Annotated in this window: 19 protein-coding genes; 5 read left to right on the forward strand and 14 right to left on the reverse strand. The window is 72.7% G+C overall.

Annotated features, from left to right (window positions below):
* Positions 1 to 8 precede the first annotated feature (8 nt).
* Together IO24_RS0107060 and IO24_RS0107065 are read right to left on the reverse strand one after the other, a co-directional pair.
* Complete coding sequence (locus tag IO24_RS0107060; protein ID WP_031133017.1) at positions 9 to 749, reverse strand: LuxR C-terminal-related transcriptional regulator; 741 nt, start codon at positions 747 to 749, stop codon at positions 9 to 11.
* The gene (locus IO24_RS0107065; protein ID WP_031133019.1) at positions 746 to 2,038 is read right to left on the reverse strand and encodes an ATP-binding protein; all 1,293 of its coding nucleotides are present in this window, start codon (positions 2,036 to 2,038) and stop codon (positions 746 to 748) included. Before IO24_RS0107065 ends, IO24_RS0107060 begins: the two co-directional genes overlap by 4 nt.
* A 176-nt stretch (positions 2,039 to 2,214) precedes the next feature.
* Between IO24_RS0107065 and IO24_RS0107070 the strand changes: the two genes are divergently transcribed.
* Both IO24_RS0107070 and IO24_RS0107075 read left to right on the forward strand, forming a co-directional pair.
* On the forward strand, positions 2,215 to 3,588 hold the full coding sequence (locus IO24_RS0107070) for a PspC domain-containing protein (protein WP_031133021.1): 1,374 nt from the start codon (positions 2,215 to 2,217) through the stop codon (positions 3,586 to 3,588).
* Complete coding sequence (locus tag IO24_RS0107075) at positions 3,575 to 3,799, forward strand: hypothetical protein (protein WP_031133023.1); 225 nt, start codon at positions 3,575 to 3,577, stop codon at positions 3,797 to 3,799. The genes IO24_RS0107070 and IO24_RS0107075 overlap by 14 nt, the downstream gene beginning before the upstream one ends.
* A 14-nt stretch (positions 3,800 to 3,813) precedes the next feature.
* On the opposite strand, the gene IO24_RS0107080 is transcribed toward IO24_RS0107075, so the two are convergent.
* From IO24_RS0107080 to IO24_RS0107090, 3 genes are all read right to left on the reverse strand, one after another.
* Positions 3,814 to 4,344, reverse strand: coding sequence for a DoxX family protein (locus tag IO24_RS0107080; RefSeq protein WP_037667456.1), 531 nt, complete (start codon positions 4,342 to 4,344; stop codon positions 3,814 to 3,816).
* 141 nt (positions 4,345 to 4,485) lie between these two features.
* A complete protein-coding gene (locus tag IO24_RS0107085) occupies positions 4,486 to 5,862 on the reverse strand; it encodes a hypothetical protein (RefSeq protein WP_234335148.1) in 1,377 nt (458 codons plus the stop codon).
* A gap of 225 nt (positions 5,863 to 6,087) precedes the next feature.
* A complete protein-coding gene (locus IO24_RS0107090; RefSeq protein WP_031133027.1) occupies positions 6,088 to 6,882 on the reverse strand; it encodes a class II aldolase/adducin family protein in 795 nt (264 codons plus the stop codon).
* Positions 6,883 to 7,071: 189 nt separating this feature from the next.
* Between IO24_RS0107090 and IO24_RS0107095 the strand changes: the two genes are divergently transcribed.
* Positions 7,072 to 7,545 carry a pyridoxamine 5'-phosphate oxidase family protein gene (locus IO24_RS0107095; protein WP_031133029.1) on the forward strand — a complete coding sequence of 158 codons (474 nt, stop codon included), beginning with the start codon at positions 7,072 to 7,074 and terminating at the stop codon, positions 7,543 to 7,545.
* A 9-nt stretch (positions 7,546 to 7,554) separates the two neighbouring features.
* Here IO24_RS0107095 and guaA read toward each other — a convergent pair whose 3' ends face one another.
* Positions 7,555 to 9,135 carry a glutamine-hydrolyzing GMP synthase gene (gene guaA, locus IO24_RS0107100; protein ID WP_031133031.1) on the reverse strand — a complete coding sequence of 527 codons (1,581 nt, stop codon included), beginning with the start codon at positions 9,133 to 9,135 and terminating at the stop codon, positions 7,555 to 7,557.
* A gap of 340 nt (positions 9,136 to 9,475) precedes the next feature.
* On the opposite strand from guaA, the gene IO24_RS0107105 reads away from it, so the two are divergent.
* Positions 9,476 to 9,763 (forward strand): chorismate mutase, encoded by a 288-nt coding sequence (locus IO24_RS0107105; RefSeq protein ID WP_267886809.1) that lies wholly within the window; start codon positions 9,476 to 9,478, stop codon positions 9,761 to 9,763.
* A 517-nt stretch (positions 9,764 to 10,280) separates the two neighbouring features.
* On the opposite strand, the gene IO24_RS0107110 is transcribed toward IO24_RS0107105, so the two are convergent.
* A complete protein-coding gene (locus IO24_RS0107110; protein ID WP_031133035.1) occupies positions 10,281 to 11,423 on the reverse strand; it encodes a hypothetical protein in 1,143 nt (380 codons plus the stop codon).
* Between the two features lie 213 nt (positions 11,424 to 11,636).
* Here IO24_RS0107110 and IO24_RS0107115 point away from each other — a divergent pair, with 213 nt between their 5' ends.
* On the forward strand, positions 11,637 to 12,617 hold the full coding sequence (locus IO24_RS0107115; RefSeq protein WP_031133037.1) for an LAETG motif-containing sortase-dependent surface protein: 981 nt from the start codon (positions 11,637 to 11,639) through the stop codon (positions 12,615 to 12,617).
* A 90-nt stretch (positions 12,618 to 12,707) separates the two neighbouring features.
* Here the strand turns inward: IO24_RS0107115 and IO24_RS0107120 are convergent, their stop codons facing one another.
* The 7 genes from IO24_RS0107120 to IO24_RS0107150 form a co-directional block, all read right to left on the reverse strand.
* Positions 12,708 to 14,495, reverse strand: a complete 1,788-nt coding sequence (locus IO24_RS0107120; protein ID WP_031133039.1) for a GMC family oxidoreductase N-terminal domain-containing protein — start codon at positions 14,493 to 14,495, stop codon at positions 12,708 to 12,710.
* Positions 14,496 to 14,576: 81 nt separating this feature from the next.
* Entirely contained in the window at positions 14,577 to 16,214 is a 1,638-nt protein-coding gene (locus tag IO24_RS0107125) for a succinic semialdehyde dehydrogenase (RefSeq protein ID WP_031133041.1), read from the reverse strand.
* 137 nt (positions 16,215 to 16,351) lie between these two features.
* Positions 16,352 to 18,220: a serine/threonine-protein kinase gene (locus IO24_RS0107130; RefSeq protein WP_031133043.1), complete on the reverse strand. Its 1,869-nt coding sequence runs from the start codon at positions 18,218 to 18,220 to the stop codon at positions 16,352 to 16,354.
* 71 nt (positions 18,221 to 18,291) lie between these two features.
* Positions 18,292 to 19,947, reverse strand: coding sequence for a serine/threonine-protein kinase (locus IO24_RS0107135; protein ID WP_031133045.1), 1,656 nt, complete (start codon positions 19,945 to 19,947; stop codon positions 18,292 to 18,294).
* A gap of 119 nt (positions 19,948 to 20,066) precedes the next feature.
* Positions 20,067 to 21,239, reverse strand: coding sequence for a serine/threonine-protein kinase (locus tag IO24_RS0107140; protein WP_031133047.1), 1,173 nt, complete (start codon positions 21,237 to 21,239; stop codon positions 20,067 to 20,069).
* A 92-nt stretch (positions 21,240 to 21,331) separates the two neighbouring features.
* On the reverse strand, positions 21,332 to 23,071 hold the full coding sequence (locus IO24_RS0107145; protein ID WP_031133049.1) for a serine/threonine-protein kinase: 1,740 nt from the start codon (positions 23,069 to 23,071) through the stop codon (positions 21,332 to 21,334).
* Positions 23,072 to 23,238: 167 nt separating this feature from the next.
* Positions 23,239 to 25,719 (reverse strand): protein kinase, encoded by a 2,481-nt coding sequence (locus IO24_RS0107150; RefSeq protein WP_063768066.1) that lies wholly within the window; start codon positions 25,717 to 25,719, stop codon positions 23,239 to 23,241.
* Positions 25,720 to 25,820: the final 101 nt, after the last annotated feature.

The following is a 25,820-nucleotide window of genomic DNA, read 5'->3' on the forward strand; positions in this document are numbered from 1 at the left end:
CGCCGCCGTCAGACCAGCCGGCGAGCCGTCGCCCACCGCGTCAGTTCGTGCCGGTTGGAGAGCTGGAGCTTGCGCAGAACCGCCGAGACATGCGACTCGACCGTCTTCACGGAGATGTACAGCTGCTTGGCGATCTCCTTGTACGCGTAGCCCCGCGCGATGAGCCGCAGCACCTCACGCTCGCGCTGGGTCAGGCGGTCCAGGTCCTCGTCGACCGGCGGCGCGTCCGTGGAGGCGAAGGCGTCCAGGACGAACCCGGCCAGCCGCGGGGAGAACACCGCGTCGCCCTCCTGGACGCGGAAGATCGAGTCCACCAGGTCGGTGCCGGTGATGGTCTTGGTGACGTATCCGCGGGCCCCGCCGCGGATCACGCCGATCACGTCCTCCGCCGCGTCCGACACGGACAGCGCGAGGAAGCGGACCGGCTGCTCGGTGTCGCCCATCAACGGGGCGCAGCGCCGCAGCACTTCGACGCCGCCCCCACCCGGCAGGTGCACGTCGAGGAGGACCACCTCGGGCCGGGTCGCGGTGATGACCGTGACCGCCTGGTCGACGTCCGCGGCCTCGCCGACGACCTCCACACCGGTCTGCTCGGTCTGCCCGATCTCGGCCTGGACCCCCGTACGGAACATGCGGTGGTCGTCCACGAGGACCACACGCGCATGACGCCCGGGGCCACCGCCCGACGCCGCGGGCCCGGCCGCCTCCGCCGGTCCCGTCGTACCGTTCGCCTCGGTCGGGTCGCTCATGACGTCTTCTCCGCCCTCTCCATCTCCAGCTCGACCTCCGTGCCGCCGTCCGGCACCGCGCGCAGCCGCGCCGTGCCGCCGTTGCGTTCCATACGGCCGATGATCGATTCCCTGACACCCATCCGGTCGGCGGGTATCGAGTCGAGGTCGAAGCCGGGGCCGCGGTCCCGGACGGACACGAAGACCGTCTTCCCCTCGACCTCGGCGAAGACCTGTACGGCGCCGCCCTCGCCACCGTACTTGGCGGCGTTCACCATTGCTTCGCGCGCGGCCTGCATCTGTGCGGCGATCCCCTCGTCGAGCGGGCAGTCCCCCACGACCACGACCTCGATGGGCACACCGTGCTTGTCCTCCACCTCGGCCGCGTTGCGCCGGACGGCGTCGGCGAGGGTGGCGGGTTCGTCGGCCTCGTCCTTGCCGGTGCCCTCGGGCTTGTAGAGCCAGGTGCGCAGGTCGCGCTCCTGGGCGCGGGCCAGGCGGCGGACCTCGCTCGCGTTCTCCGCGTTGCGCTGGATCAGCGTGAGGGTGTGCAGCACCGAGTCGTGCACATGGGCGGCGACCTCCGCGCGCTCCTGGGCACGGATGCGCATCAGGCGCTCCTCGGAGAGGTCCTGCGTCATGCGGACGAGATACGGCCCGGCGAGCAGCGTTGTCCCGACGAGGACCGCGAGGGCCGCCTGCAGGACCGAGCCGAGGTGGGCCGCGGAACCCTGCAGGACGAAGATGCCGGAGACGCCGGCCGTCACCAGCAGCACCCCGCCCACCGAGCGCAGCAGCGTGACCGTGCGCCGGCGGCGGCCGACCTCGGCCCAGCGGGCCCGGCGGGCGTTGTCCGCCTGCCGCCAGACCAGGGCGACGCCCGCGCCGACGAGCACCATCGGCCAGAGGTACACCCTGGCTCCGCCGCTGAGGTTCACATTGCCCACGAAGACCATGGCCACCACGACCATGAGGAGCAGGGCCACGATCTGGCCCTTGTCGGGCCTGCGCGCGACGCGTCTGCGGCGTCCGTCGGGCGAGGTCTCCGCGGTCACCGGCGACGGCGGCCTCTGCGCCTCGACACCGCCGACGCCGAGCGGGACGAAGAACCAGAACGCGGCGTACAGCAGCGCGCCGAGGCCGTCGGCCATGAACAGGCCGACGAAGACGAGCCGTACCCAGATCACGGGCAGCCCGAGGTGTCCGGCGAGGCCCCGCGCCACGCCCCCGAGCCAGCGTCCGTCACTGCTGCGGTAGAGCTTGCGCGGCGGCCGCGGATCGGCGAGGGGCGCTGCTGCGGCTTCCGACATGCCATTGATGGTCACATGTGCGGGAGCCCGGAGCATCAGGGTCGACCCTAGGGCTTCCCTGATCTCCCCGGCCCGCCCCTCGAACGCTTCCCGAACCGCCCCTCAGGGCCGATATCAGGGTCCGGCCAGGGTCGTTCGGACTCCCGCCGGGGCGCCGCGCCCGTCACCATGGACCCATGACCGATCACCAGCACGCCGCGACGGGTCCGGGACCCGGGCGGGCGGAGGCACACGAGCGGGGAGGAGCACCCGGTACGGCCGCCCCGGCCGAGGAGACCGTCCCGCCCGGGCCGCCCCACGCCTTCCGCCGCGACCGGCGCCACAAGACCCTGGCCGGCGTCTGCGCGGGACTCGGCCGGCAGTGCGACATGGACCCGGTGATCTTCCGCATCACCCTCGCCGTGCTCTCCGCCACCGGCGGCATCGGCCTCATCTTCTACGGCTTCGCCTGGCTCTTCGTGCCGTACGACGAAGAGGAGAACGAGGTCCGCAAACTGCTCACCGGCCGCGTCGACGGCCAGGCCCTGGCAGCCGTGCTGTTCGCGCTGGTCGGCTGCGGGGTGTTTCTGACGATGCTGAACAACGGCGGGGTGCTGACCTTCGCCGTCGTCCTCTCCCTCCTCCTCGCGGGCGCCGGCTACTGGTCGCGCCAGCGCGGCACCCCCAGCCCCGACCCTCTGGCCGCCCAGGCCGCCGCGGACGCCCCGCCGGAGCCCCAGGCGCCGCCGGTGCTCCTCACCTCCCCCTCCTGGTGGCGCGACCCGATCGTGAAGGACGGCACCCACATCGGCGGCACGGGCTACCTGTGGGGCCCGCGCGACACCCACGACCTGGATGTCGCCGCCGCCGTCGACATCAGCCTCGGCACGCAGTCCGGCACCCGCGAGGACCGGCCCGCCCGGCACCCCCGGCCGCGTAACCCGCGCTCGATCGGCGGCTGGGTCTTCCTGCTGGCCCTGCTCGCGGGGGCCCTGGGCACGAGCCGCACATGGGACGGGCATCCGCTCGGCACCAGCCTGCAGACCGGCCTGTCCTGTGCGCTCGCCGTCATCGGTCTGGGCATAGCCGTCAGCGCCTTCCTGGGCCGGACCGGCGCCGGCTCGATCTTCCTGGCGATCATCACGGCCGGCCTGCTCGCCGGGGCGGCGGCCCTGCCCAAGGACATCGACACCCACTGGGCGCGCACCACCTGGCGGCCCGCCACCGCGGCGGACGTACGGCAGCGCTACGACCTGGGGACAGGCGTGGGCACCCTGGATCTGAGCAAGCTGGACGTGTCCGGGAAGCAGACGGTCACGACACGGGCGGAGGTCGGCATGGGCCGGATCAGGGTCCTCGTACCCGAGGACGTGACCGTGCGGCTGAACGTCGAGGTGGGCGTGGGCGACCTCCAGCTGCCGGGCGACGACCCGAAGGACGTGGACGTACAGCCGGGCCGGCACAAGAAGATCACCCTCGCCCCCGCCGAGGGCACCGAGAAGTCCGGCACCATCGACCTGGATCTCCAGGTCGGCATGGGACAGGCGGAGGTGACCCGTGCCACGTCATGAATTCCAGCCCGGAAAGCTGATCGCCGGCCCCGTCCTCATCCTGGCGGGCGTCCTCTACGCCGGTGACGCGGGCGGCGCCTGGGAGATCCCGTGGTTCGTGGCGATCCCCCTCGTCACGGGCGGGCTGTGCCTGGCGGGTGCGGTGGCACTCCTGACGGGCCGCGTACGCCGACGCCGCCGGAGAGGTCGTACGGGCGCGGACCCGGCGTGACGGTGAGCGGCCCGTTACCGGTAGCCGCCGCTCCGCTGCCGTCGGCGCGACCGTAGCGCCGCATCGAGGGACAGCAGAGGCGCGCCCGCCAGGATCAGGGGGATCCAGGCCATGAGGTAGGCGAGGTCGTTGCCGTAGTAGTACGGGTCGGAGGCCCAGCTCACGGTCAGCCACAGGCTGAGGGAGATCAGCGCGCCGCCCAGTGCGGCCAGGCGGGCGAACAGCCCGAGCAGCGTGCCGATGCCGACGGCCAGTTCTCCGAAGGCGATGGCGTAGCCGAAACCGGCGGGGCTCTTGAGGGAGAGGTCGACCAGGGCGGGGATGGCGGAGGAGTCACGTACGGCACGCATCATGTCGCCGATCGACCCGGCACCGGAGTCCTTCATGAAACCGCTGTCGGTGAGTTTGTCCAGGCCGGCGTAGATGAAGGTGACGCCGAGGAAGATGCGGAGCGGCAGCAGGGCGTAGCGGGTGGCGTTGTCCCGCCAGCCTCCCCCGTCGCCGAAGTGGGGGGTGTGCGTGTCCGTGCGCATACCGTGAGTCATCGCTGCTAGCCGCCTCTCGCCGCCGGTGCCGAGACCCCCTCAACAGACCATACGTACGACAAACGGACCGCGCTCAATCCTGCGCGGCCCGCTTTTGTCCGTCACGCCGGTGGTGCGGGGTGCCTTCGGGGGCGCGGTCGCTCACTCCGTCACGTCGACCGCGTACCGGTTCGTCTCCACCCCGGCCGCCGTGACCACCTGCACCTCCACCCTTCCCGGCTCCACATCCGCCGGCACGGGCACCGTCAGCAGCGTGTCGGTGGGATTGCGGAATCCCCCGGGCACGGGCACCAGCGGCACGTGGACATGCACCGCGCCCACGCGCACGACCATCCGGGCCAGCCGATCGGCCCCCTGCGCCCCCGGCGGCACGAATCCGGCACCCCGGATCTCGATGTCGTCCCCCGTGCGGATGGGCCCGTCCAGGTCACCCGCCTCCCGGGCCCGGACCACGGAGAGGATGACCGGCCGGCCGCCCTCCGCGTACTTGCCGGCCAGATAGGTCGCCGCCGATACCAGTACCACCACCGCCAGCCCCCACGGCAGGTCCGGCAGCTGCTCCGGCCGCCTGGCCAGCCGTACCGCCGCGAAGACCAGGGCGACCGAGCTGACCACGACGTACTGGATGTCGGCGAAGGTGCCCCGCCCCGCGTCGTCGGTCAGCAGGTCGGCGGCCCGGGGCCGGTCGGCGGGTACCTTCTGCAGCCGTTGCCCCAGCACCCGGAGCCCGACCACCCGCCGCACGAGCACGGCGATCCCGCACAGCACGGCGAGCACGGTCACGGCCCCGGCGCCCCGGGCGAGTCCCAGCCCGGAGATCAGCGCGTCCCGCTCCTGATGCCGGGAGGCGGCGGCCAGCCGCCCCGCGAGGACGAGCACCGAGTAGGCCACGAAGAGTACCCACGCCGCTGCGACCGTGCGGGACGTGGACAGCCGGTTGTCCTCGCCGATCAGGGGTGCCAGCACTCCGCCCTTCGCCCGGTGGAACCACGAGGCGGCGGTCAGCGACGAGGCCAGCACCAGCGCCGCGGCCAGCGCGGCCGAACGGGCCGCCGTCCAGCCGGCACCGACCGCCGTGAGTGCCTGCCCGAGCAGCAACAGCACCACGGCGGCCCACACGACACCCGCCGTGCGCCGCCACAGGCACGTCAGCCAGGCCTGCCCCTCGGCCCGCCCCCGCTCGGCGACGTGCTCGGCGGACTGGGCCAGTTCCTCGGAGACCCACTGGCGGGAGGCCGACGCGGAGTGGGCCACCGCGGCCGGCAGCCCCTGCCCCGCCGCGAACCCGTCCCGTAGGCGCAGGAACGCGGCGACGGCCCGCCGGTGTCCCTCGCGCGCCCCGTGCGGGCAGTCCCCGCAGGCGCACCCGCCCCCGTGGGCGCCTCCGGGTCCGCCCGGGTGCCCACGGGTGTGACCACCGGCGTAGCCGCCCGCGTACCCCTCGGCGTAGGCACCCGCATGCGCACCCGCGTACCCGCCCGCGTCCGCGCCGCCCTGTCCCGCCTCCCGCACCGCCACGTCCGACGCCCGCCTTCCCGCGACCCAACCACCGCCGGTCTTCCGGACCCCGGAAACACCGCTGCGCAACTCCCGTGCGACGACAGCGAATTGTGCCCTATACCACCCGGTTCGCGTCTGCCCGGTCTGGTCAACACGGGTGAACTTCGGCGTGTCCTGTTGACCCGGCCGGGAGATGTCCCTCTGCGGATCACCACCATGGGCGACCCGGTGCGGGGCGAGTGGCTAGCTCAGCAGACCCGGCTCGCTCCGGCTGACGTCCTCCCACATGGGCTGGTAGTTGATCCACGCCACCAGGTCTCCGCCCAGTTGCTCCCGCGTCGCCACCGCCATCCGGTGATCGATCCGGACCGGCCGCCCGGCCGCCTGGGCCGTGAGCTGCACCTGACAGGAGCGCTCCATCGACACGAACCACCAGGCCGCCGCGTCCACCGAGTCGCCGACGGTCAGCAGCCCGTGGTTGCGCAGCACGAGCGCCTTGCGGGAGCCGAGCACGGCCGCGATGCGCCGCCCCTCCTCGGCGTCGACGGAGACGCCGGTGTACGAGTCGTAGAGGGCGTGATCCTCGTAGAAGGCGCAGCTCTCCTGGGTGATCGGCTCCAGCAGCTCGCCGAGCGCCGCGAGCGCCCGGCCGTGCACGGAGTGGCAGTGGGCGACGGCGACCACGTCGGGCCGGGCCGCGTGGACCTGGGCGTGCACGGTGAAGGCCGCCTGGTTGACGTGGTAGCGGCCCTCGACGACCTGGCCGTCCTGGTTGGCGAGCACCAGGTCGCTCACGGTGACGTGCCGGAACGGCATCCCGAACGGGTTGACCCAGAAGCAGTCGCTGAACTCCGGGTCGCGGGCGGTGATGTGCCCGGACACGCCGTCCTCGAAGCCGAGCCGCCCGAAGATCCTCAGGGCGCCCGCGAGCCGCTCCTTGCGGTGCCGGCGCTCGTCCTCGACCGACTCGTGCATCGGCGGCATGGCGAATTGCAGCCGGTCGGTGGGCAACGGCAGGGGCGGGGTGGGCCCGTGCATAGGTCCTCCAGCACTGGTTCTGCGTACGGGCGGAAGTTACCGTCCGTGAGACCGGGAAGAACAGAAGCGTTTCGTGAAGATGACCCGAGCGCCCCTGTGAGCACCCTGTGCCCACTCGTGTGCCCCCTGGCTCCCCAACCCCACGAATAGCCGACAGAAGATGTCGGGGTTCGGCGCGACACTCTCCCCATGACAGCGAACTGGGCGGCTTTCGCCACCGCCGAACCGGATCTGGCCGGCACCGTCGAGAAGCGCTTCGGCGCCTACACCCACCACATCCTCGCCACCCTCCGCAAGGATGGTTCGCCCCGCACCAGCGGCCTGGAGGTGCGGTTCCTGAACGGCGAACTGTGGCTCGGCATGATGCCGGCCTCGGTCAAGGCCCTCGACCTGCGCCGCGATCCGCGCTTCGCCCTCCAGGCGAACCCCGGGGAGGGCACGGGCATGGGCGGCGGCGACGTCCGGATCAGCGGCCGGGCGCTCGAGGTCGACGATGTGGAGACCAAGGCCGGATACGTCGAAGAGGTGGAGCCGCCGGAGCCGTTCCACCTCTTCCGCACCGAGCTGACGGAGGTCGTACGGACCTACGTCGAGGACGACACGTACCTCGTCGTCCAGGTCTGGACGCCCGGCGAGCCCCTGCGCACGATCAAGCGCACGTAGGCACGGGGGTCACTCCCACTCGATCGTCCCCGGCGGCTTCGAGGTGACGTCGAGGACGACGCGGTTGACGTCCTTCACCTCGTTGGTGATCCGCGTGGAGATCCGGGCGAGGACCTCGTACGGCAGGCGCGACCAGTCGGCCGTCATGGCGTCCTCGGACGAGACGGGGCGCAGCACGATGGGGTGGCCGTAGGTGCGGCCGTCGCCCTGGACGCCGACGCTGCGGACGTCCGCCAGCAGGACCACCGGGCACTGCCAGATGTCGCGGTCGAGGCCGGCCGCCGTCAGCTCCTCGCGGGCGATGGCGTCGGCCTCGCGCAGCAGGTCCAGCCGGTCCTTGGTGACCTCGCCGACGATCCGGATGCCGAGGCCCGGGCCGGGGAACGGCTGGCGCTGGACGATCTCCTCCGGCAGGCCGAGCTCCTGGCCGACCATGCGGACCTCGTCCTTGAAGAGCTTGCGCAGCGGCTCGATCAGCTGGAACTCGAGGTCCTCGGGCAGGCCGCCCACGTTGTGGTGGGACTTGATGTTGGCCGTGCCGGTGCCGCCGCCGGACTCGACGACGTCCGGGTAGAGCGTGCCCTGCACGAGGAACTCCACGGCGGGACCCTGGTCGGCGATGATCTCGGCCTGGGCCTGCTCGAAGACCCGGATGAACTCGCGGCCGATGATCTTCCGCTTCTCCTCGGGGTCGGAGACCCCGGCCAGCGCCTCGAGGAACCGCTCCTCCGCGTCCACGACCTTCAGCTGCACGCCGGTCGCGGCCACGAAGTCCTTCTCGACCTGCTCGGTCTCGCCCTTGCGCATCAGGCCGTGGTCGACATAGACGCAGGTCAGCTGGGATCCGATGGCCTTCTGGACAAGGGCCGCGGCGACCGCGGAGTCCACGCCGCCGGAGAGGCCGCAGATGGCCCGCCGGTCGCCGACCTGCTCGCGGATGGCGGCGACCTGCTCCTCGATCACGCTGCCCGTGGTCCAGGAGGGCGTCAGGCCCGCGCCCCGGTAGAGGAAGTGCTCCAGCACCTGCTGCCCGTGCGTGGAGTGCATCACCTCGGGGTGGTACTGGACGCCGTACAGCTTCTTCTCGTCGTTCTCGAAGGCGGCGACCGGTACGACGTCCGTGGAGGCCGTGACGGAGAAGCCCTCGGGGGCGGCGGAGCAGGCGTCGCCGTGCGACATCCAGACGGCCTGCTCGGCGGGGGTGCCCTCGAAGAGGGTGGAGGACACCTTGGAGACGTGCAGGTCGGTGCGGCCGTACTCGCGGGCGCCGGTGTTGTCGACGGTGCCGCCGAGGGTCCGCGCCATCAGCTGGAAGCCGTAGCACATGCCGAAGACGGGGACGCCGGCCTCGAAGAGGGCGCGGTCCAGGCTGGGCGCGCCTTCCTCGTAGACCGACGAGGGGCCGCCGGAGAGGATGATCGCCGCGGGGTTCCTGGCGAGCATCTCCTGGACCGGCATGGTGCTCGGCACGATCTCGCTGTAGACCCGCGCCTCGCGGACACGACGGGCGATGAGCTGGGCGTACTGCGCGCCGAAGTCGACGACCAGAACGGTGTCGGCGGCGGTGGCAGCGGGAGTCGCTGATGACACGGGGTGCCTTCCGGCGGTGGGGCGGGGGTCTTGTGCCAACCGATTCTACCGGGGGGTCGTGCGGCTGTTTCCGTGTGCCGGATACCCGCCCCGTCTCAGGATGCGAACCGGCTTGGACGCCCCGGGGACGCGGTGCATACTTGGCCCCATGTTCAAGCACCAGACGTTCGTCTTTACCTATGGCATCCGGCCCGCCGGACGCCATGGTCGTGCTGCTTGAGCTACTGACAAGCGACTTCCCAGGCGCCCCGGGCCGACAAGGCCCGGGGCGCCTGTCGTCGTCCGGGCCGTGCCGCCCCGGGGCAGCCCCCCCGACGACGAGGAGCCCCCTGTGACCGCCATCGACATGACCGCCACCGACGTGACCGGCGCCCGCACCCCCGAGGCCGCCGACGTGATCACCGGCGCGCGCGAGCGGATCGACACGCTCGACGACCGGATCATCGGCCTGATCCAGGAACGGGTGGCCGTCTCCGCCGTCATCCAGGAGGCGCGGATCACCTCCGGCGGCCGGCGCGTGAACCTGTCCCGCGAGATGGACGTCCTCGGCCACTACAGGGAGGCGCTGGGCAAGCCGGGCACCGCGCTCGCGATGACCCTGCTGGAACTGTGCCGCGGCAAGATCTGACGCCGCCCCGCGGCCGGGGCCGGTGTTCCCGGGACAGACGTGCGCATCCCTCTCACCCGTACGGCGCGTGACCGCCTCCGCGCTGCCTCGTTGGTCCCGGTGTCCGTGCCAGCCAGGGGCGGGCCCGAAAGAACCACGCGTGGCTCACTGGGGCGATGAGACGCACGGATCGTGCCGTGTGTCGTGGGACCTCGCTCCAGGGAAGTGACCGGACGGCAGGGGACAGCAGCCCGGTCACCCAAGAGAACGGTCGGCTCCGGGGACGCCCGGGGCCGACCGGCGGACCTTGCATAAATGCACAAGTCTGGGTCAAACGGTTGCGGGTGCCGCGTTCATCCAGCACGATGCGTACACAGTCCAAGTCCCCCCGCGGGTACCCGCATTGCCCCACTGCCAGAGGTACAGACCCAGCGGTGCAACCCCCCGGCACCGCTTCCAGGCACCGACGCTGCCCTGACGTCGGTGCTGACGAGAAGAAGGGCCCCGCGGCTCCACCCCGCGGGGCCCTTCGCTCTGCTCAGGTGCGGGTCACCGTGCCGCAGTCGTCATCGTCGCCCTGGTCGATGTCCTTGCTGCGGTCGTACGGGTCCGTCGCCGGGCCGCTCGGGGACGGACCCGCGGACGCGCTCGAGGAGAACTCCGGGTGCAGGTAGCCGTCGTAGACGAAGCAGGAGGAGTTGCCTATCTCCTGGTCGTAGTCGAGCAGGAGCAGCCGGCCCGGCGTGACCCGGTACCGGGTGGGGTCGGCGAGTTCGACGTCGAGGACCCGGCGGACGATGGTGCGGGTGACCTCGGTGGGGCCGTCGGCCCGCACCACGGGGTAGACGAAGGTGTAGTCGGCGCGCACCGCCACGCCTCCGTGCGATCCCTTCTTGAACGTCATGCGCCCGCGGGTCTTGATCACGTCGCCGACCGGCCGCACCTCGTCGGGGTCGAAGCGGCTGAACAGCGTCACCGGGTCGTGCTCCCTGCCCGGGGAGCGCAGTCCGGTGTCGAGCTCGTCGAGGAGCTCGGGCTGCTGGGGATCGAGCACGGACAGCGCGGCCGCGGGCCGGGCCCCGCGCACGGTCTTCGGATCGAGGTTGGCACCCACCAGCAGCTTCTTCGTCAGCTTCAGTGCCTGTTCCACTCGATCCGCGGAGACCGGGCCGACCGCCTCGGCCTCGGGCAGGACGATGCCGGCCTCACCGTCGGCCCAGCGCAGGGCCGGGGAACCGGCGAACGGCCGGTCGAGAGTGGGCTCTTCCGGGTCGGACGCCCCTGGCGCGGCGGTGGGTGCCGCCGTCTCCTCGGGCAGCGGTGAGGCCTCGGCGGCCCGGGACTCCCCGGTGCCGAAAGGGTCGCCGGGCAGCAGCGACGGCTTCAGCGCCACCAGGGCCACGGCCACCGCGACGGGCACACCGAGGATCGCCCACAGCTTGCGGCGGCGCGCCGCACGGCCGTTCATCTCCTGCCAGGCGGGTCCGGTGCGCCACCCCGGCGGCAGCTCGCCCCGGGCCTCCTGCTCGCGCAGCCGCTCGGTCACCATGCGGGCCCGCGCGGACGGCTCCTTCGGGGCGGAGGAACGGATGTCCCGCTCGGTGTCGCGGGTGAACTGTTCCCAGACGTCGTCGGGGATCTGCGGGGCCGACGGCTGATCGTCGGACGGCTTTTCAGACACGAAGCAAAGATCTAAGCGGGTGGAAAGCGCCTTCACAAGAAGGTCATGGATGTGACTCAGCCCACATAAGGATTCTGTGAATGCCAGTACAACCATTCACAGGTTTCACGGATCAAACATGCGAACCAAGGGCCACTCCCGCGCCCCACACGCGGAGGCCTCCCCCAACGTTCGTACCGCAGCCCGCGGTACGCCGGACTCTCCGAGGTCTTCATGAAGCTTCGCCGCGCCATGGCAGCAGCGGCCGCTACGGCGGTCATAGCCCCGGTGGCACTGCTCGCGGCACCGGCCGCGTACGCGACCGACGAAACGACGCCGAGCCCGAGCGCGTCGGTGAGCGAGTCCGCTCCCGAGACGTCTCCCTCGCCGTCGGTGAGCGAATCCACGCCCGAGGCGCCGCCGAGCCCGAGCGCGTCGGTGAGCGAGTCCGCTCCCGAGACGTCTCCCTCGCCGAGCGCGTCCGCGAGCGAGTCCTCCCCCGCGCCCAGCGCATCCGAGCCCGAGGAGTCGGAGTCCCCGGACCCCGAGCCCTCCGTGTGTGAGGACACCAAGGTCGACGTCAGCATCTCCGGCCTGCCCGGCAAGATCGCGGCGGGCAGCGGCTGGCACAAGTTCTCGCTGAACGTGGCGAACAACTCCGACTCCACGCTGAACGACCTCGACTTCTTCGCCGGGGCCTCCCCCGACAAGAACGGCGAGGAGCTGTTCACCAGCAAGCAGGTCCAGCTCCAGGCCTGGGACCCCCAGGACAAGATCTGGGTCGACCTCAACGAGGGCGGCCTCGCGGTCGGTTACGTCGGTTACACCGACGAGCTGGAGCCCGAGTACGAGGTGAACATCCCGCTGCGCCTCAACGTCAAGCCGTCCGCCCCGGTCGGCGCCGGCTTCTCGCTCGGCGCGACGATCTACGGTGACAGCGACGGCGAGTGCGTCGGCTTCGGTGACGTGTCGTACAAGTTCCAGATCGTCTCCGCCGGTACGGACACCGACGGCACCAAGCCGCAGGAAGGCGGCAAGGCGCCCGTCACCGACGAGAAGCCGAGCGGCGACACGCCGGAGGTCACCGGCAGCCTCGCCGAGACCGGCTCCAGCTCCGCCCTGCCGATGATCAGCCTGGTCGGCGGTGCCGCGGTCGTCGCCGGTGCCGGTGCGATCTTCGTCGTCCGTCGCCGCAAGGCCGGCGTGCAGGCGTAAGCCATAGCGGCCGCCGGGCCGTTGCACCAAGCAGAAGAGGGACCTGCGCTCGGAGGGGGGCGCAGGTCCCTCTTCTGTATCCGCTGACGCTCAGGTCTTCGGCGGTACCGCCGGCATGCCGAGGAACGGCAGCCGCAGCGCGCCGAACGCCTCCGCCGGCACCGCCGGGGACTTCGGCTCGACCGGCTGGAGACGCGCGTAGGCCGTGCCCTGCTGGGGGCGCGGGTCGGGCTCGCCCTTGTTGGGCCAGTACGACATCGCCCGCTCCGCCTGGGCGGTGATGGTGAGGGACGGGTTGACGCCCAGGTTGGCGGAGACCGCGGCGCCGTCGACGACCGAGATGCCGGGGTGGCCGTAGAGGCGGTGGTACGGGTCGATCACCCCGGTCTCGCGGGAGTCGCCGATGGGACAACCGCCCAGGAAGTGGGCCGTGAGCGGGGTGCCCATCAACTCGCCGACGTTGGAGCCCGCGAAGCCGTTGATCTCGGCGGCGAGTGCCGACGCGCTCTCCGTCGCGGCCTTGATCTGCTTGGGGTTGGGGGCGCCGTGGCCCTGGCGCGCGGTGAGCAGGCCCCGGCCGACACCCGATGGTTTCACGTACGTCGTCAGGGAGTTGTCCAGCGACTGCATCACCAGGCCGATGATGGTCCGCTCCGACCAGCGGCGGTTGGACAGGGAGCGCAGCACGAGCAGGGGATGCCTGGCCGCGTGGGCGAGGAAGCCCAGCACCCGTGACGTGCCGGAGTTCCTCCCGGCGTAGGGGACCTGGAGGATGGACAGGCTGCCCATCGAGTTGGAGCCCCTGCCGTAGCGGACCGGCTCGATGTGGGTGCTGGCGTCGGGGTGGATCGAGGACGTGATGGCCACGCCCCGCGTGAAGTCGGCCTTGGGTGCGCCGTGGGCCTTGCGGTAGCGCCGGTCGTCGGTCTGGGCGCCGACCAGTGCCTCGGAGTTGGTGCGGGTCAGCTCACCCAGCTTGTCCGAGAGGTACGGCAGCTGCCCGCCCGCCTTCATGCGGTGCAGCAGCGTCTGGGTGCCGTAGGTGCCGGCCGCGAGGACGACCCGGCGGGCCGTGTAGGTGCGGCCCTTCTTCCTGCCGCGGCCGTCGGTGGGCAGGGTGGCGACGGCGTAGCCGCCGCGCGAGTCGTCGGTGACCGACACGACCGTCGTCATGGGGTGGACGACCGCACCGGCCTTCTCGGCGAGGTGGAGGTAGTTCTCGTTGAGGGTGTTCTTCGCGCCGTGGCGGCAGCCGGTCATGCACTCGCCGCACTCCGCGCAGGCCCTGCGGGACGGGCCCGCCCCGCCGAAGTACGGATCGGGCACCTCCTGACCCGGCTTGGCCTTCGCCGTGCCGTCGGCGTCCTCGCCGTCGCCGAAGAAGACGCCGACCGGAGCCAGGTGGAAGGAGTCGCCGCAGCCCATCCGCTCCGCCGCGGCCTTCAGATGGACGTCAGAGGGGGTCATGGTCGGGTTGAGCCGTACGCCGAGCATGCGCCGGGCCTGGTCGTAGTACGGCGCCAGCTCGTCCTGCCAGTCGGTGATGTCACGCCACTGGGGGTCCTCGAAGAACGGCTGCGGCGGGACGTAGAGGGTGTTGGCGTAGTTGAGGGAGCCGCCGCCGACGCCCGCGCCGGCCAGGACCATGACGTTGCCCAGCAGATGGATGCGCTGGATGCCGTACATGCCGAGTTTCGGGGCCCAGAGGTAGTTCTTGAGGTCCCAGGAGTTCTTGGGGAGGGTCTCGCGGGTGAAGCGGCGGCCGGCCTCCAGGACGCCTACGCGGTAGCCCTTCTCCGTGAGGCGAAGGGCGGTTACGGAGCCGCCGAAGCCGGATCCCACGACGATGACGTCGTAGTCGTAAGCGTCCTTGGGCACGTGCCGTCTCCCCTTTGAGTGTCCGTGCGGGCCGTGTGTGGTTGCTCGCGCAGTTCCCCGCGCCCCTTGGAAGAACGTCGGTCAGCGGAAGCGGAACGCCTTCATCAGGCGCAGGCTCCTGCTCATGAACTGGGCGTACTTCTCATCGTCCATGCCCAGCGAAGGGGCCATGGGGAGCACGCGCTGGTGGGCGACCGTCTGGGCCTCGGTGTACTTGAGGATGCCCTCGGAGCCGTGACGGCGGCCCAGGCCCGATTCCTTCATGCCGCCCATGGGCGACTGGACGCTGCCGTAGGCGGGGGCGTAGCCCTCGTTGATGTTGACCGTGCCGGTGCGCAGACGGGCGGCGACCTCCTGGCCGCGGCGGCCGTTCCTCGTCCAGACCGAGGAGTTCAGGCCGTACGCCGTCGCGTTGGCACGCTCGATCACCTCGTCCTCGTCGGTGAAGCGGTAGACCGAGACGACCGGGCCGAAGGTCTCCTCCCCGCAGACGGACATGTCCGTGGCGACCCCGTCGAGGATCGTGGGTTCGAAGAAGTACGGGCCGATGTCCGGGCGCGCCACGCCGCCCGCGACGACCTTCGCGCCCTTGGCGACGGCCTCCTCGACGTGCCGCGTGACCGTCTCGAGCTGCCGCTCGCCGACCAGGGAACCCATGTCGGCGCCGTACGCCAGGGACGTGCCGAGGCGCATGGCCTTCGTGCGGGCGGCGAAGCGCTCCAGGAACGTGTCCGCGATCGACTCGTGGACGTAGAGCCGCTCGATGGAGATGCAGAGCTGGCCGGCGGAGGAGAAGCAGGCGCGGACCGCTCCGGCCGCGGCCTTCTCGATGTCGGCGTCCTCCAGCACCAGCATGGCGTTCTTGCCGCCGAGTTCGAGCGAGACGCCGACCAGCCGCGCGGCGGCGCCCTGGGCGACCTCACGGCCGGTGCGGGTGGAGCCGGTGAAGGAGACGTAGTCGGCGTGCCGGACGACCTCCGGGCCGACGACCGGGCCGTCGCCCAGGACGACCTGGAAGACATCGGCGGGCAGCCCGGCCTCGATGAGCAGGTCACGGGCCCACAGGGCGGTCAGGCAGGTCTCGGTGTCCGGCTTCATGACGACGGCGTTGCCCGCGACGAAAGCCGGGAGCGCGTCACCGACCGACAGCTCCAGGGGGTAGTTCCAGGGGGCGATCTGGCCGACGACCCCGCGCGGGTGGCGCAGTTCGGTGACCTTCGTGAGGGTCGGCATGGCACCCGCGTGCCGCTTCGGCCGGAGGTAGGCGGGGGCCTTGCGTCCGTAGTGCCGGGCGGCGACCGCGACGGCCTGGACCTCCTCGTGGGCGTGCAGGCGGGCCTTGCCGGTCTCCAGCTGGATCAGGTCGAGCACCTCGGCCTGGCGCTCCAGCACCAGGTCGTGGAAGCGGAGCAGGACGGCGGCGCGCTGCCGTACGGGAGTCTGCGCCCACACGGCCTGGGCGGCGCGGGCCAGTTCGAAGGCCTTGGCCACGTCCTCGGGCGTCGACTCGGGGAGGTCCGCCAGCTTCTCGCCGGTGAACGGCGTGTGGTTGGCGGTCCGGCCGGAGCCTGCCACGCCCTTGGTGAGCTGGGCGACCAGCTCGGGCGTGACCACGTCCGCGGCGGTGCGGGCGCCCTCCGGGGCGGGGGCCAGGGGGTTCGTGCCGGTCTGTGCCGTGCCGGTCTCTGCCGTCTTCTCGGCGGCCTGCGCGTCCGTCATGAGGCGCAGGGTATGCCGCGGCGGAGCCTTTGGGTACCCGTCGGTAATACGGCTTCACCGAGTGCACACACGACGCCAGTGACTGCTGGCAACAAACGCGCTGATCAGGACGTTGTGCGGTGACCCGTGAGGGTGATTCAGCCTTTTACGATCCCCAGCCGGTCCCGGGCCCCCTCGAACACCGAGGTGCCCTCTTCCTCCTCCGGTGTGCCCTCGGGCATGTCGGCGCGCAGTTCGTACATGCGGTCGTCATCGGTGCGGATCACCAGCCGCATGAGCCGCCTGGTGACCTCGCCCCGGCGGTACGTGGTGTCGGCGAGGGCGGCTTCGTGGCCCTGGAAGCCGGTGCGGGTGTACCGGGTTTCTCCCCCGGCGCCCGGCACCTCGCCGGCCTGGTCCATCGGGGAGGCCGGGGCCCTGTCCCAGGAGAGGAGACCGACCTGGATCGTGCCGGTCCGCTCGTCGCCGTAGAGCACCGTGCGGGGCTGGACGGCCGCGCTGCCGGTCCGGCCGAGCGGGTGGTAGTGGCGCGGCAGGTGGAGGACGGCCGCCATGTCCGGCTCGGGATGCGGGCTCCAGTCGTCGGTCGCGTCGGCAGCCTGCCCGGCGCTCTCCGCGCTGCTGGTGTCGGCGAGCTGGGTGACGGCCCCTATGCCCCCGGCGAGCAGCGCGGAGAGGAGGGCGAGGGGGCCAGGGCGGAAGAGGCTTTGGCGTTTGGGGGGTATGGGGTCGTGCTGCGCTTGGGGTGCGGGTGGAGTGGCGGACAGGGGGCGGGGCTGTGCGGCGGGTCCCGGGGTGGATGGGGTGGCGGGCCCGGAAGCGGATGGTGCGGCGGCGGACACCGGGCCGGACTGCGCCGCGAGCGCGGCAGCGGACTCGGCGCCGGACACCTGGCCGGGCCGTGCTGCGAGCGCGGGACCGGGCAGGGCGCCGGTCCCAGGGCCGGACTGCGCCGCGAACTCCGGGCCGGACGCGGCACCGGACACCGGGCCGGACTGCGCCGCGAGCGCGGCAGCGGACTCGGCGCCGGACACCTGGCCGGGCTGTGGTGCGGTCTGGTCGTCGGGCTTTGGGATGGCCCCGGCCGGTGTGGGCCCGGCCACCGCCTCCAGCTCCTTCGCGACCTCCTCCGCGTCCGGCCGCCGGCCCGGGTCCGGCACCAGCAGCCGTGCGATCAGCGGCCCGAGTGGGCCGGCCCGGGCCGGCTCGGGCGGTTCGGGAGGCTCGGCGGCGAGGATCGCGGCGAGCGTGGCCTCCGGCGTGCTCCGCAGGAACGGGGACGAGCCCTCGACGGCCGCGTACAGCAGGGCGCCCAGGGACCACAGGTCGGAGGCGGGCCCGGCGATGCGGCCGGTCATCCGCTCGGGGGCGACGAACTCCAGCGCGCCGGCAGCGGACTCCCCGCTCGCGGTGGGCAGGTCCTCGCCCTGCACATGGGCGATGCCGAAGTCGGTGACGACGACGCGCCGGTGCGGACCGAGCAGCACATGGGCCGGCTTCACGTCCCGGTGCACGATGCCGACGGAGTGCGCGGCGCGCAGGGCACCGAGCACGGCGAGGCCGATCCGGGCGGCTTCGGGCACGTCGACCGGGCCGCGCCGGAGCCTGGCCTGCAAGGACTCGCCGGGCACCAACTCCATGACGATCCAAGGGAGTCCGTCCAGCGCCTCGGCCGCGTCGAGCTCGTCGGGGCCTATGGGGCCCGGGCGTTCGTCCCGCTGCTCGGCCTCCACGACCACGTCGTGGATGGCGACGGCAGCGGGATGATCGACGCGGGCGGCGGCCCGGGCCTCGCGGTGGAGCCGGTGGGCGGCCCGCCGGTAACTCTCGTCGTCCGGGTCGCCCGGCAACCGGGGCTGTCTCACGGCGACCTCACGCTGCGCGAGCTCGTCGCGGGCCCGCCAGACGGTGCCCGTCCCACCGGAGCCGATGCGCTCGATCAGCCGGTAACGCCCGCCGACCAGCCGGCCCCGGGTGTCGTCCGTCCCGCCCCCGTCGTTGCTCATGACCCATCAGTACCCCGCGAGGCGGGGCCTTGTCGACGCGGATCGTTTCCGGGGGAGTTGGACCGGCGGGATCAGGTCTTGTCGATGTCGAGGTTCGTGATCGCCGCGCTCGCCACCTCGCGTCCACGGGCCGTGAAGTCGCCCTTGCCCGGGTAGCTGACGGTGAGTTTGTACATGTCGCCGCCGGGGGCCCGGTAGTAGAAGATCTGAACCTCCCGGGGGCGCGGGTTCTCGCTGTCGTCGGTCGTGAAGGGGACGGTGTTCCGGGCCGCTTCCTTGTCTCTGTACGTGGTCTCCCTGGGGTCCGTCTTCTTCGGCCCTTCGTCCATGTCCAGTTCGTAGCTGCCGCTCTCCTTGAACCGTGTGTCGTCGTCGTACATCTCGGCGGCCGCGGAGCCCGCGATGTTGCCGCCGGTGTCCTCTGCCTTCTTCTCCAGGGACAGGCCGATCCAGATGCTGCCGCTCCAGTCGGTGTACCTGACCCAGTGCCCCTGGTCGGACTCCCGGTCGGGCACGGTCCGCTGGTACTCGGCGGGGACGGCGAGCGACGCGGCGAGTTCCTTCTCCTGTTTGATCTCCCAGCCCTCGGGCAGTGGCCCGGCGAACGGGTTCGCGATCACCAGGTACGCCGTCACCGCCGCCGCGACGATCGCGGCGCCCAGCGCGGTCCAGGTTTTGCGGCCCAGCCGGATGCCCCGGCCGTCACCGCCCTGGCCCAAGGCCTGGACGACCTGCGTGGGCCGGGTGGCGGGCGGGTTCGCGGCCGCTTCCAGCAGAACCCGCACCCGCGCGGCATCCGGGCGGCGGGCCGGGTCCTTGTCCAGCAGACCGTTGATGGCCTCGGCGAGCGGGCCCTGGGCGGTGGCGGGCGGCGCGGGCGCGGCGTTGAGGACGGACTGGAGCGTGGCGGGGGTGTTGCTGCGGCGGAACGGCGAGACGCCCTCCGTCGCCGCGTAGAGCACCACGCCGAGGGACCACAGGTCGCTGGCCGGGCCCGGGCGCTGCCCCAGCACGCGCTCGGGCGCGATGTACTCGGGCGAGCCGACGAAGCCGCCGGTGTCGGTCAGGTTGGTCTCGCCCTCGATCTGGGCGATGCCGAAGTCCGTGAGGACGACCCGGTCGTACCGGCCGAGCAGCACGTTGTCCGGTTTCACATCACGGTGCAGTATGCCCGCCGCGTGCGCGGCCTCCAGCGCGCCGAGCACCTCCATGCCGATGCGGGCTGCCTCGCGCGCGGACAGGGTGCCCTCCTGGAGCGCGTCGCCCAGTGAGCGGCCCCGCACCAGCTCCATCACGATCCAGGGCTTGCCCTCCACCACCGCGACGTCGTGCACGTCGACCACCGCCGGGTGGTCGAGCCGGGCCGCCGCACGGGCCTCGCGACGCATCCGCTCGAAGGCGTTGGAGCGTTCGCGTTCGGGAAGATGATCCGGGACGCGGGGCTCCTTGACGGCGACCTCCCGGTCCACCGCCTCGTCCTTGGCCCGCCACACCGTGCCCATGCCGCCGTGCCCGAGCTTGGCCAGAAGCCGGTAGCGACCGGCGATGAGCCGCCCGGCACCGGGGACCTCGGGCGCCTGGGCCGGCTGGGCCGGCACGAACCGGGTGGGTGACGCGGCCGGCGCCGCGTACGGGTTGCCCGGTACCGGTGCCTGCTGGTTCGGTGGTTGCAGTACAAAACTCGTCGGCTCGTCGGCCCCGGATCGGGCTCCCCCGTCATTGCTCATGGGCTCATCCATATCGCGCCAACCGCCCGTGGATCCACAAAGGACGCGAGCCGGTCACAGACCCGTGACTTCGAGGTGGGGCTGTTCTCCCTCTTTATGGCGGTTCGAGGCTCCGGCGGTCACGGGCCGGGCGCGGAGGTGCTCGGGGAGGCCTGCCGGGTCGTCGGCGTCTTCACCGTCGTCGTCGCGGAACTCGTCGGCGTGGGGCCGCCGTCGCCGGTGCTCTCCTCCCTCAGCAGCGCCGCCGCGGACACGCCCGCCCCCGCCATCGCGGCGACCAGCAGCGCCGCGATGAGCACGCGCCGCGTGGGCTGCCGGAGGAAGGGTTCCTCCGCCCGGTCCCGGCCGGGCGGGTCCAGCGGCGGCACGGGCGATCGCAGGCCGGGGAGGCTCTGCGGCCGTCGGCCCGGTACGTCCCCCACCGTCGGTGCGTATCCCGGCGGCGGCGACAGCGGGGTCCGGCCCGTGTCGCGGAAGGCCCGGAGCATCCGCTCCGCCCGGTCCGCGTCCAGCCGCCGGTCCGGATCGCGTTCCAGCAGGCCGCGTACGACGGGCAGGAGCGGCCCGGCCTGCGCGGGCGGCTGGATGTCGCCCACGACGACCGCGTGCAGGATGCCGCCCAGCGAGTCGCGGTGGAACGGCGACTCCCCGCTGAGGGCCGCGCACAGCAGCGCGCCCAGTGACCACAGGTCGGACTCGGGCCCGGTCCTCACCCCGGACATCCGCTCGGGCGCGGTGTACTCGGGCGATCCGACGAAGCCGCCGCTCTCGGTGAGCGTGGGGGCGCCCGCGACCTGGGCGATGCCGAAATCGGTGAGGACGACCCGGTCGGTGCCGCTCTCCAGCAGCACGTTGTCCGGCTTGAGGTCACGGTGCAGCACCCCGGCGGCGTGCGCGGCGCCCAGAGCGCCGAGCAGGGCGATGCCGATGCGGGCCGCTTCGGCGGCGTCGACCGGGCGCCGCTGGCCGAGCCGGTCGGCGAGCGAGCCGCCCTCGATCAGCTCCATGACGATGTAGGGGCGTTCGTCGTCCTCGACGACATCGTGGACGACGATGATGTGCGGGTGGCTCAGCTGGGCGACGGCCCGGGCCTCGCGCAGCGTACGGTCCCGCTGCCGGCGTGCCTCCGCCGCGGAGAGCGTCTCGTCGTAGGGGAGTTCCTTGACGGCCACGCTCCGGCCGAGCAGTTGGTCGGTCGCCCGCCAGACCACACCCATGCCACCGCGACCGAGTTTCTCCTCGAGCCGGTAACGGCCCGCGATGACACGGCTGGTGTGCCCCTCGGTCCCCATACGGCAATCATGCCCCAACGGACGGAACCACTCCGGGGCGGCGAGGTGCGGGTGGCCGAAACAGACAACCCCTCGTCAGAAGTGCCCGCGCCTCAGGAGGTCTTCTCCTGCCAGCCCTGCAGCAGCGAGGTGAACTGCTTGCGCGCCGTCGCCCAGTCCGCGGCGGGGGCCGACATGTAGAGCGCGTACTCGGTGCCGTCGCGGGCGACGTACGTCTCCTCGATGGCCCGCCGCGGGCCGGGGAACGGCGTGTCCTTGGCCTGGGCGGTCCAGGTGTACTCCCAGAGGGCGCCTTCCCGGTCGCGGAAGACGTTGCGCTCCAGCCCGATCCGCTTGTAGGCGACCAGCCCCTGAATCTGCTGCTCCAGGTCGAGCTGGTGCGCGTAGGGGTCGGCGAAGTCCGGTGACGCGTCGATGGCGATGCGGACGAAGTGCCGCCCGCCGTCCGGTGAGTAGTCGATCTGCTTGAGCTCGCCCTGCGGGCCGTACGGCTTGCGCTTCCAGCCCTTGGGCAGGTAGAGGCTGAACCCCGCGGGGTCGTCGTAGCGGGTCCAGCTGGCCGGAACCGACCCGCCGGGCCGCTCCGTGCCCTCGGACGTCGGCGAGCCGGATCCGCCCTGCGACTGCCGGCTCTCGTTCCACTGCTGGAGCACCACGGCCGTGCCCCCGCCGATGATGGCCGCGAGCGCGACGACCAGAGCGAGGGTGCGCAGTCGGCGGCGCTTGCCCGAACCGGCCGGCTGCGGACCCGTCGCCATCGGCCCGACGACGGTCGGGCCGATGGGGCCGTAGGGCGGAGTGCCGGCCGTGGACGCCCCGGTGCCCGGGGTGCCGGCCAGCGGCGGGAGCGGCGTCCCGGTGTGCGACCCCGACCCGGTGCCGACCGGACCCGTACCGGCCGAGCCGCTACCGGATGTACCTGCGGCGGCCGTCCCCGTGCCCGTACCGCTGTGGGCGTCCCGGTACGGCGTCGTCCCCCCGTACTGTGTCGGCACATACGCCTGCGCCCGGTTCGGCCGCCGCCCCTCCGCGGCCTCGGCGAGCATCTGCTCGGCCGCGGACGCGTCGGGCCGGGTGGCCGGGTCCTTGCGCAGCAGGGCGGTGATGACGGGCGCGAGCGGACCGGCGTGCCGGAGCTCGGCGGCCTCCTCCTCCACCACGGCCTGCATGGTGCTCAGCGGTGTGGTGCGGCGGAACGGCGACCGGCCCTCCACCGCCGTGTAGAGCGTCGCGCCGAGCGCCCACAGGTCGGAGGACGGGCCCGGGTCGTGGCCGCGCACCCGTTCGGGCGCCAGGTAGTCGACCGAGCCGACGACCTCTCCGGTACGCGTGATGGTCGTGTCGCCCTCGATCTGGGCGATGCCGAAGTCCGTGAGCAGCACGCGTCCGTCCCGGGCGAGGAGGACGTTGCCCGGTTTGATGTCGCGGTGCAGGACTCCGGCGGTGTGTGCGGCGCGCAGGGCCCGCAGCACCCAGAGGCCGATGCGCGCGGCCTCGCGCGGCTCGACGCGCCCCTCCTCCTTGACCGCGTCGGCCAGGGAGCGGCCCTCGACCAGCTCCATCACGATCCACGGGCGGCCGTCGTGCTCCAGTACGTCGTGCACCGTGACGACCGCGGAGTGGTTGATCCGCGCGGCTGCCCTGGCCTCCGCCCGGGTGCGCGCCAGCAGGATCGCCTGCTCGCTCTCGGAGACGTAGAGGGCGGCCGTCAACTCCTTGACGGCGACGGACCGGTGCAGCACCTCATCATGTGCACGCCAGACCCGGCCCATGCCGCCACTGCCGATGGATTCGGCCAGCCGGTAGCGGCCCGCGACGAGCAGGCCCTGCATCTGATTCACGTTGCCCCGCAATGGTCTTGACAGGGTCAGCGTAAGGACCCGCCCTCACCCGGGGAACAAGCGGGGTACCACGGTGACCGCACTGTGACGGTTGTCGTCTGCCGAGACGGGAGGAGACCAGAGTGTGAACCGTGGCGTACAGGCGGCGCGCCGGTCGCTCACCCCGTCGCCCTGTAGGTCGCCGCCGCCTGCTCGTACAGCCGCGTCACCTCGTCCCGCTCGGACTCCGGGCCGCGCACCTGGACCACGTGGTAGCGCCCGTCGACCAGCATCGCGAGGTTGCGGACGTACAGCTCGCCCCCGTCGCCGGTCCACGTGAACTGCCCCTCGGCCATGGTCCGTCCGCCCACCTCGATCGTCTTCAACCCGGTGGAGGTGGCCCAGCTGGAGTCGCGGTACGGCTGCAACTCGCGCTCCCGCTCCCGCTGGTAGGCCATCGGGTCACTGCCGAACTCCGACGCGCTGTCCCGGCCCGCCACGACGATGAGTTCGAAGTCGCCCTTGGAGTAGACGACCTGGCCGCTGCCATTGCGCGGCGTGCGGTCCCAGCCCTTGGCGACGGCGACCCGGAAGCCCGCCGAGTCCTTGCGCAGGGTGAAACCGTCGGCGACGTCCGGGCCGGTGGTCTGCGTCTCGGCGGTGCCGGCCGACGACGAGGGGCTCTTCTCCGGCTCGGGCGACGTCTGGTCGGTCCGGGGCTCGCTGCTGGCGTCCGGCTCGGGCGCCTCGCCCACCTCACCGGCGGCACCGGTGCGGTCCGCGCCGCCCGCGCCCTCGCTCCCCGACTTGGGCATGAAGAGCATGGCGTAGGCGATCGCCGCGGCCATCGCGAGCAGGATCAGCACGAGCAGGGTGCGGCCGAGGCGGTGCGGCGAACCGGTCTCCTTCCTGGCCCGCTTGTGCCGCCCGTGATGCGCGGGCAGCCCGGCCTTCCGCCGGCGCACGAGCTCACCCCGGCGCCGTACGACGGGCAGCCGGCCGGCGTCCACGGGCGGCGCCGGGACGACATGCACCCCGGCCTCCGGCTCGGGTGCCGAGCGCACCAGCGAGCGCAGCCAGCCGCGCACTTCCTCGAAGTCGAGGCGCTCGGTGGGGTCCTGCCGCAGCAGCGACTCCACGACCGGCCGCAGCGGCCCGCACTCCTCGGCGTACGCGGGCGGCTCCGCGCACACCATCTGCACCAGCTCGGCCGTCGACTCCTCCGGGTAGGGCGCATGCCCCTGCACGGCCCTGAAGAGCAGGGCGCCGAGCGCCCACAGGTCGGTCGCGGGACCGATCGGCGCAGCCAACTGCCAGTTTTCGTGCACGGGTCCGGCCTGCTCCGGCGCCCAGCGCTCGGTCACGGGCCCGACCACGGCCATGCGCGCCTGCCGCGCCCGCTCGGCGGCCAGCGCCGTGGCCGGACCGCGCCGCGGGGCGGGGGTGTCGGCGACCAGGTCGTCCCAGCGGGTGGGCTCGCCGTGGGCCGCGGTGTCCGGGGCCGGGGGAAGCGCCGCCTGCTCCCCGCTGTGCGGGGCCGGTGCCCCGCCGGTCCTGCCGCGGGGCGCGGCACCATGCCATGCCGTCGTCCGCGGGCTGCCGCCCACACCGTAGGGGTCCGCGATCCGCCCGGGCGGTACGGCACCGGGGGCGGTGCCCTGCGCGGGGATGTACGGCGACTGCGCCGACCCGTCGCCGTAGGGCGCGGCGCCGCCGTCCGGGGCGGGGCGGGCTCCGGGCAGGGCCGCCCGCCCGCCCTGCTGCGCCTCCTGCACCCGTGCGGCAGCCCGGGCACCGGCCCGGTAGGCCGCGATCGCCCCGGCACGCGCCGCCCGCGGGTCCCCGCTCTCGTCCACCGGCCCGCGCGCCGGCACCACCTGGCCACCGCCCGCGGTCTCGCCCGCTGCCGAGGGCAGTCCCCTGGACTCCCGCGCCTCTATGGCAGCGCGCCGCGCGGCCTCGGGGTCACCCGCGCCACCGACACCACCGGCCGTCCCGGGACCCGCCGGGCCGCCGCCCTCCTGCCCGGACTCCTCGAAGAGCGGTTCCGGGACCGGGTCGTACCCGCACAACGCCTCCTCCGCCGCGCCCACCGCCAGCCCGGTCAGCATCACCCGGCCGTCGTCGCAGACGAGCACCGTCCGCGCGGTGATGTTCCGGTGCACCCAGCCGTGCGCATGCAGCACCCGAAGGGCCATCAGGACGTCGGAGGCCACCTCTGCCGCCCGGTACGGCGTCAGCGGCTTCTCGGCGAGCAGCGCCGCCAGCGGGCGCGCGGCCACCAGCTCACTGACGATCCACAGCGAACCGCCCTCGGCGAACACGTCGAAGACCTGGTCGAGCCGGGGGTGGTCGGGAATGGCCGCAGCGGCCTGGGCCGCCTCCACCGCGCGTCGCACCACCGGGTCCGCGGGCCGCCGGGTGCCCGCGCGGCCGCCGGGCCGCCGCGCGCCGCCGTCACGTGCCGTGAAACCGTCGGGCAGCCCCTCCGCGTCGAGGACCTCGGCCTCGACCACCTCCGGCAACGGCACCTGCCGGACCAGGACTTCCTGTCCGCTGTAGGTGTCGAAGGCCCGGGTCTCGGTGAGTTCGTACTCGTCGGACGGCGGCAGCGGCAGGCGGTAGCGGTCGGCGAGTACCCGGCCCGCGTAGTCGTCCACGTTGCCTCCCCCGGCAGCCCGGTCGGTCACATCCGTTCGCCCCGCGGTCCGGTCCGGCTGCGCACGGTCCGCAAACATTTACGATACGTGCCGCAGGCAAC

The organism is Streptomyces flavovariabilis (genome assembly GCF_000725785.1).
Classification (GTDB): Bacteria; Actinomycetota; Actinomycetes; order Streptomycetales; family Streptomycetaceae; genus Streptomyces; species Streptomyces hawaiiensis.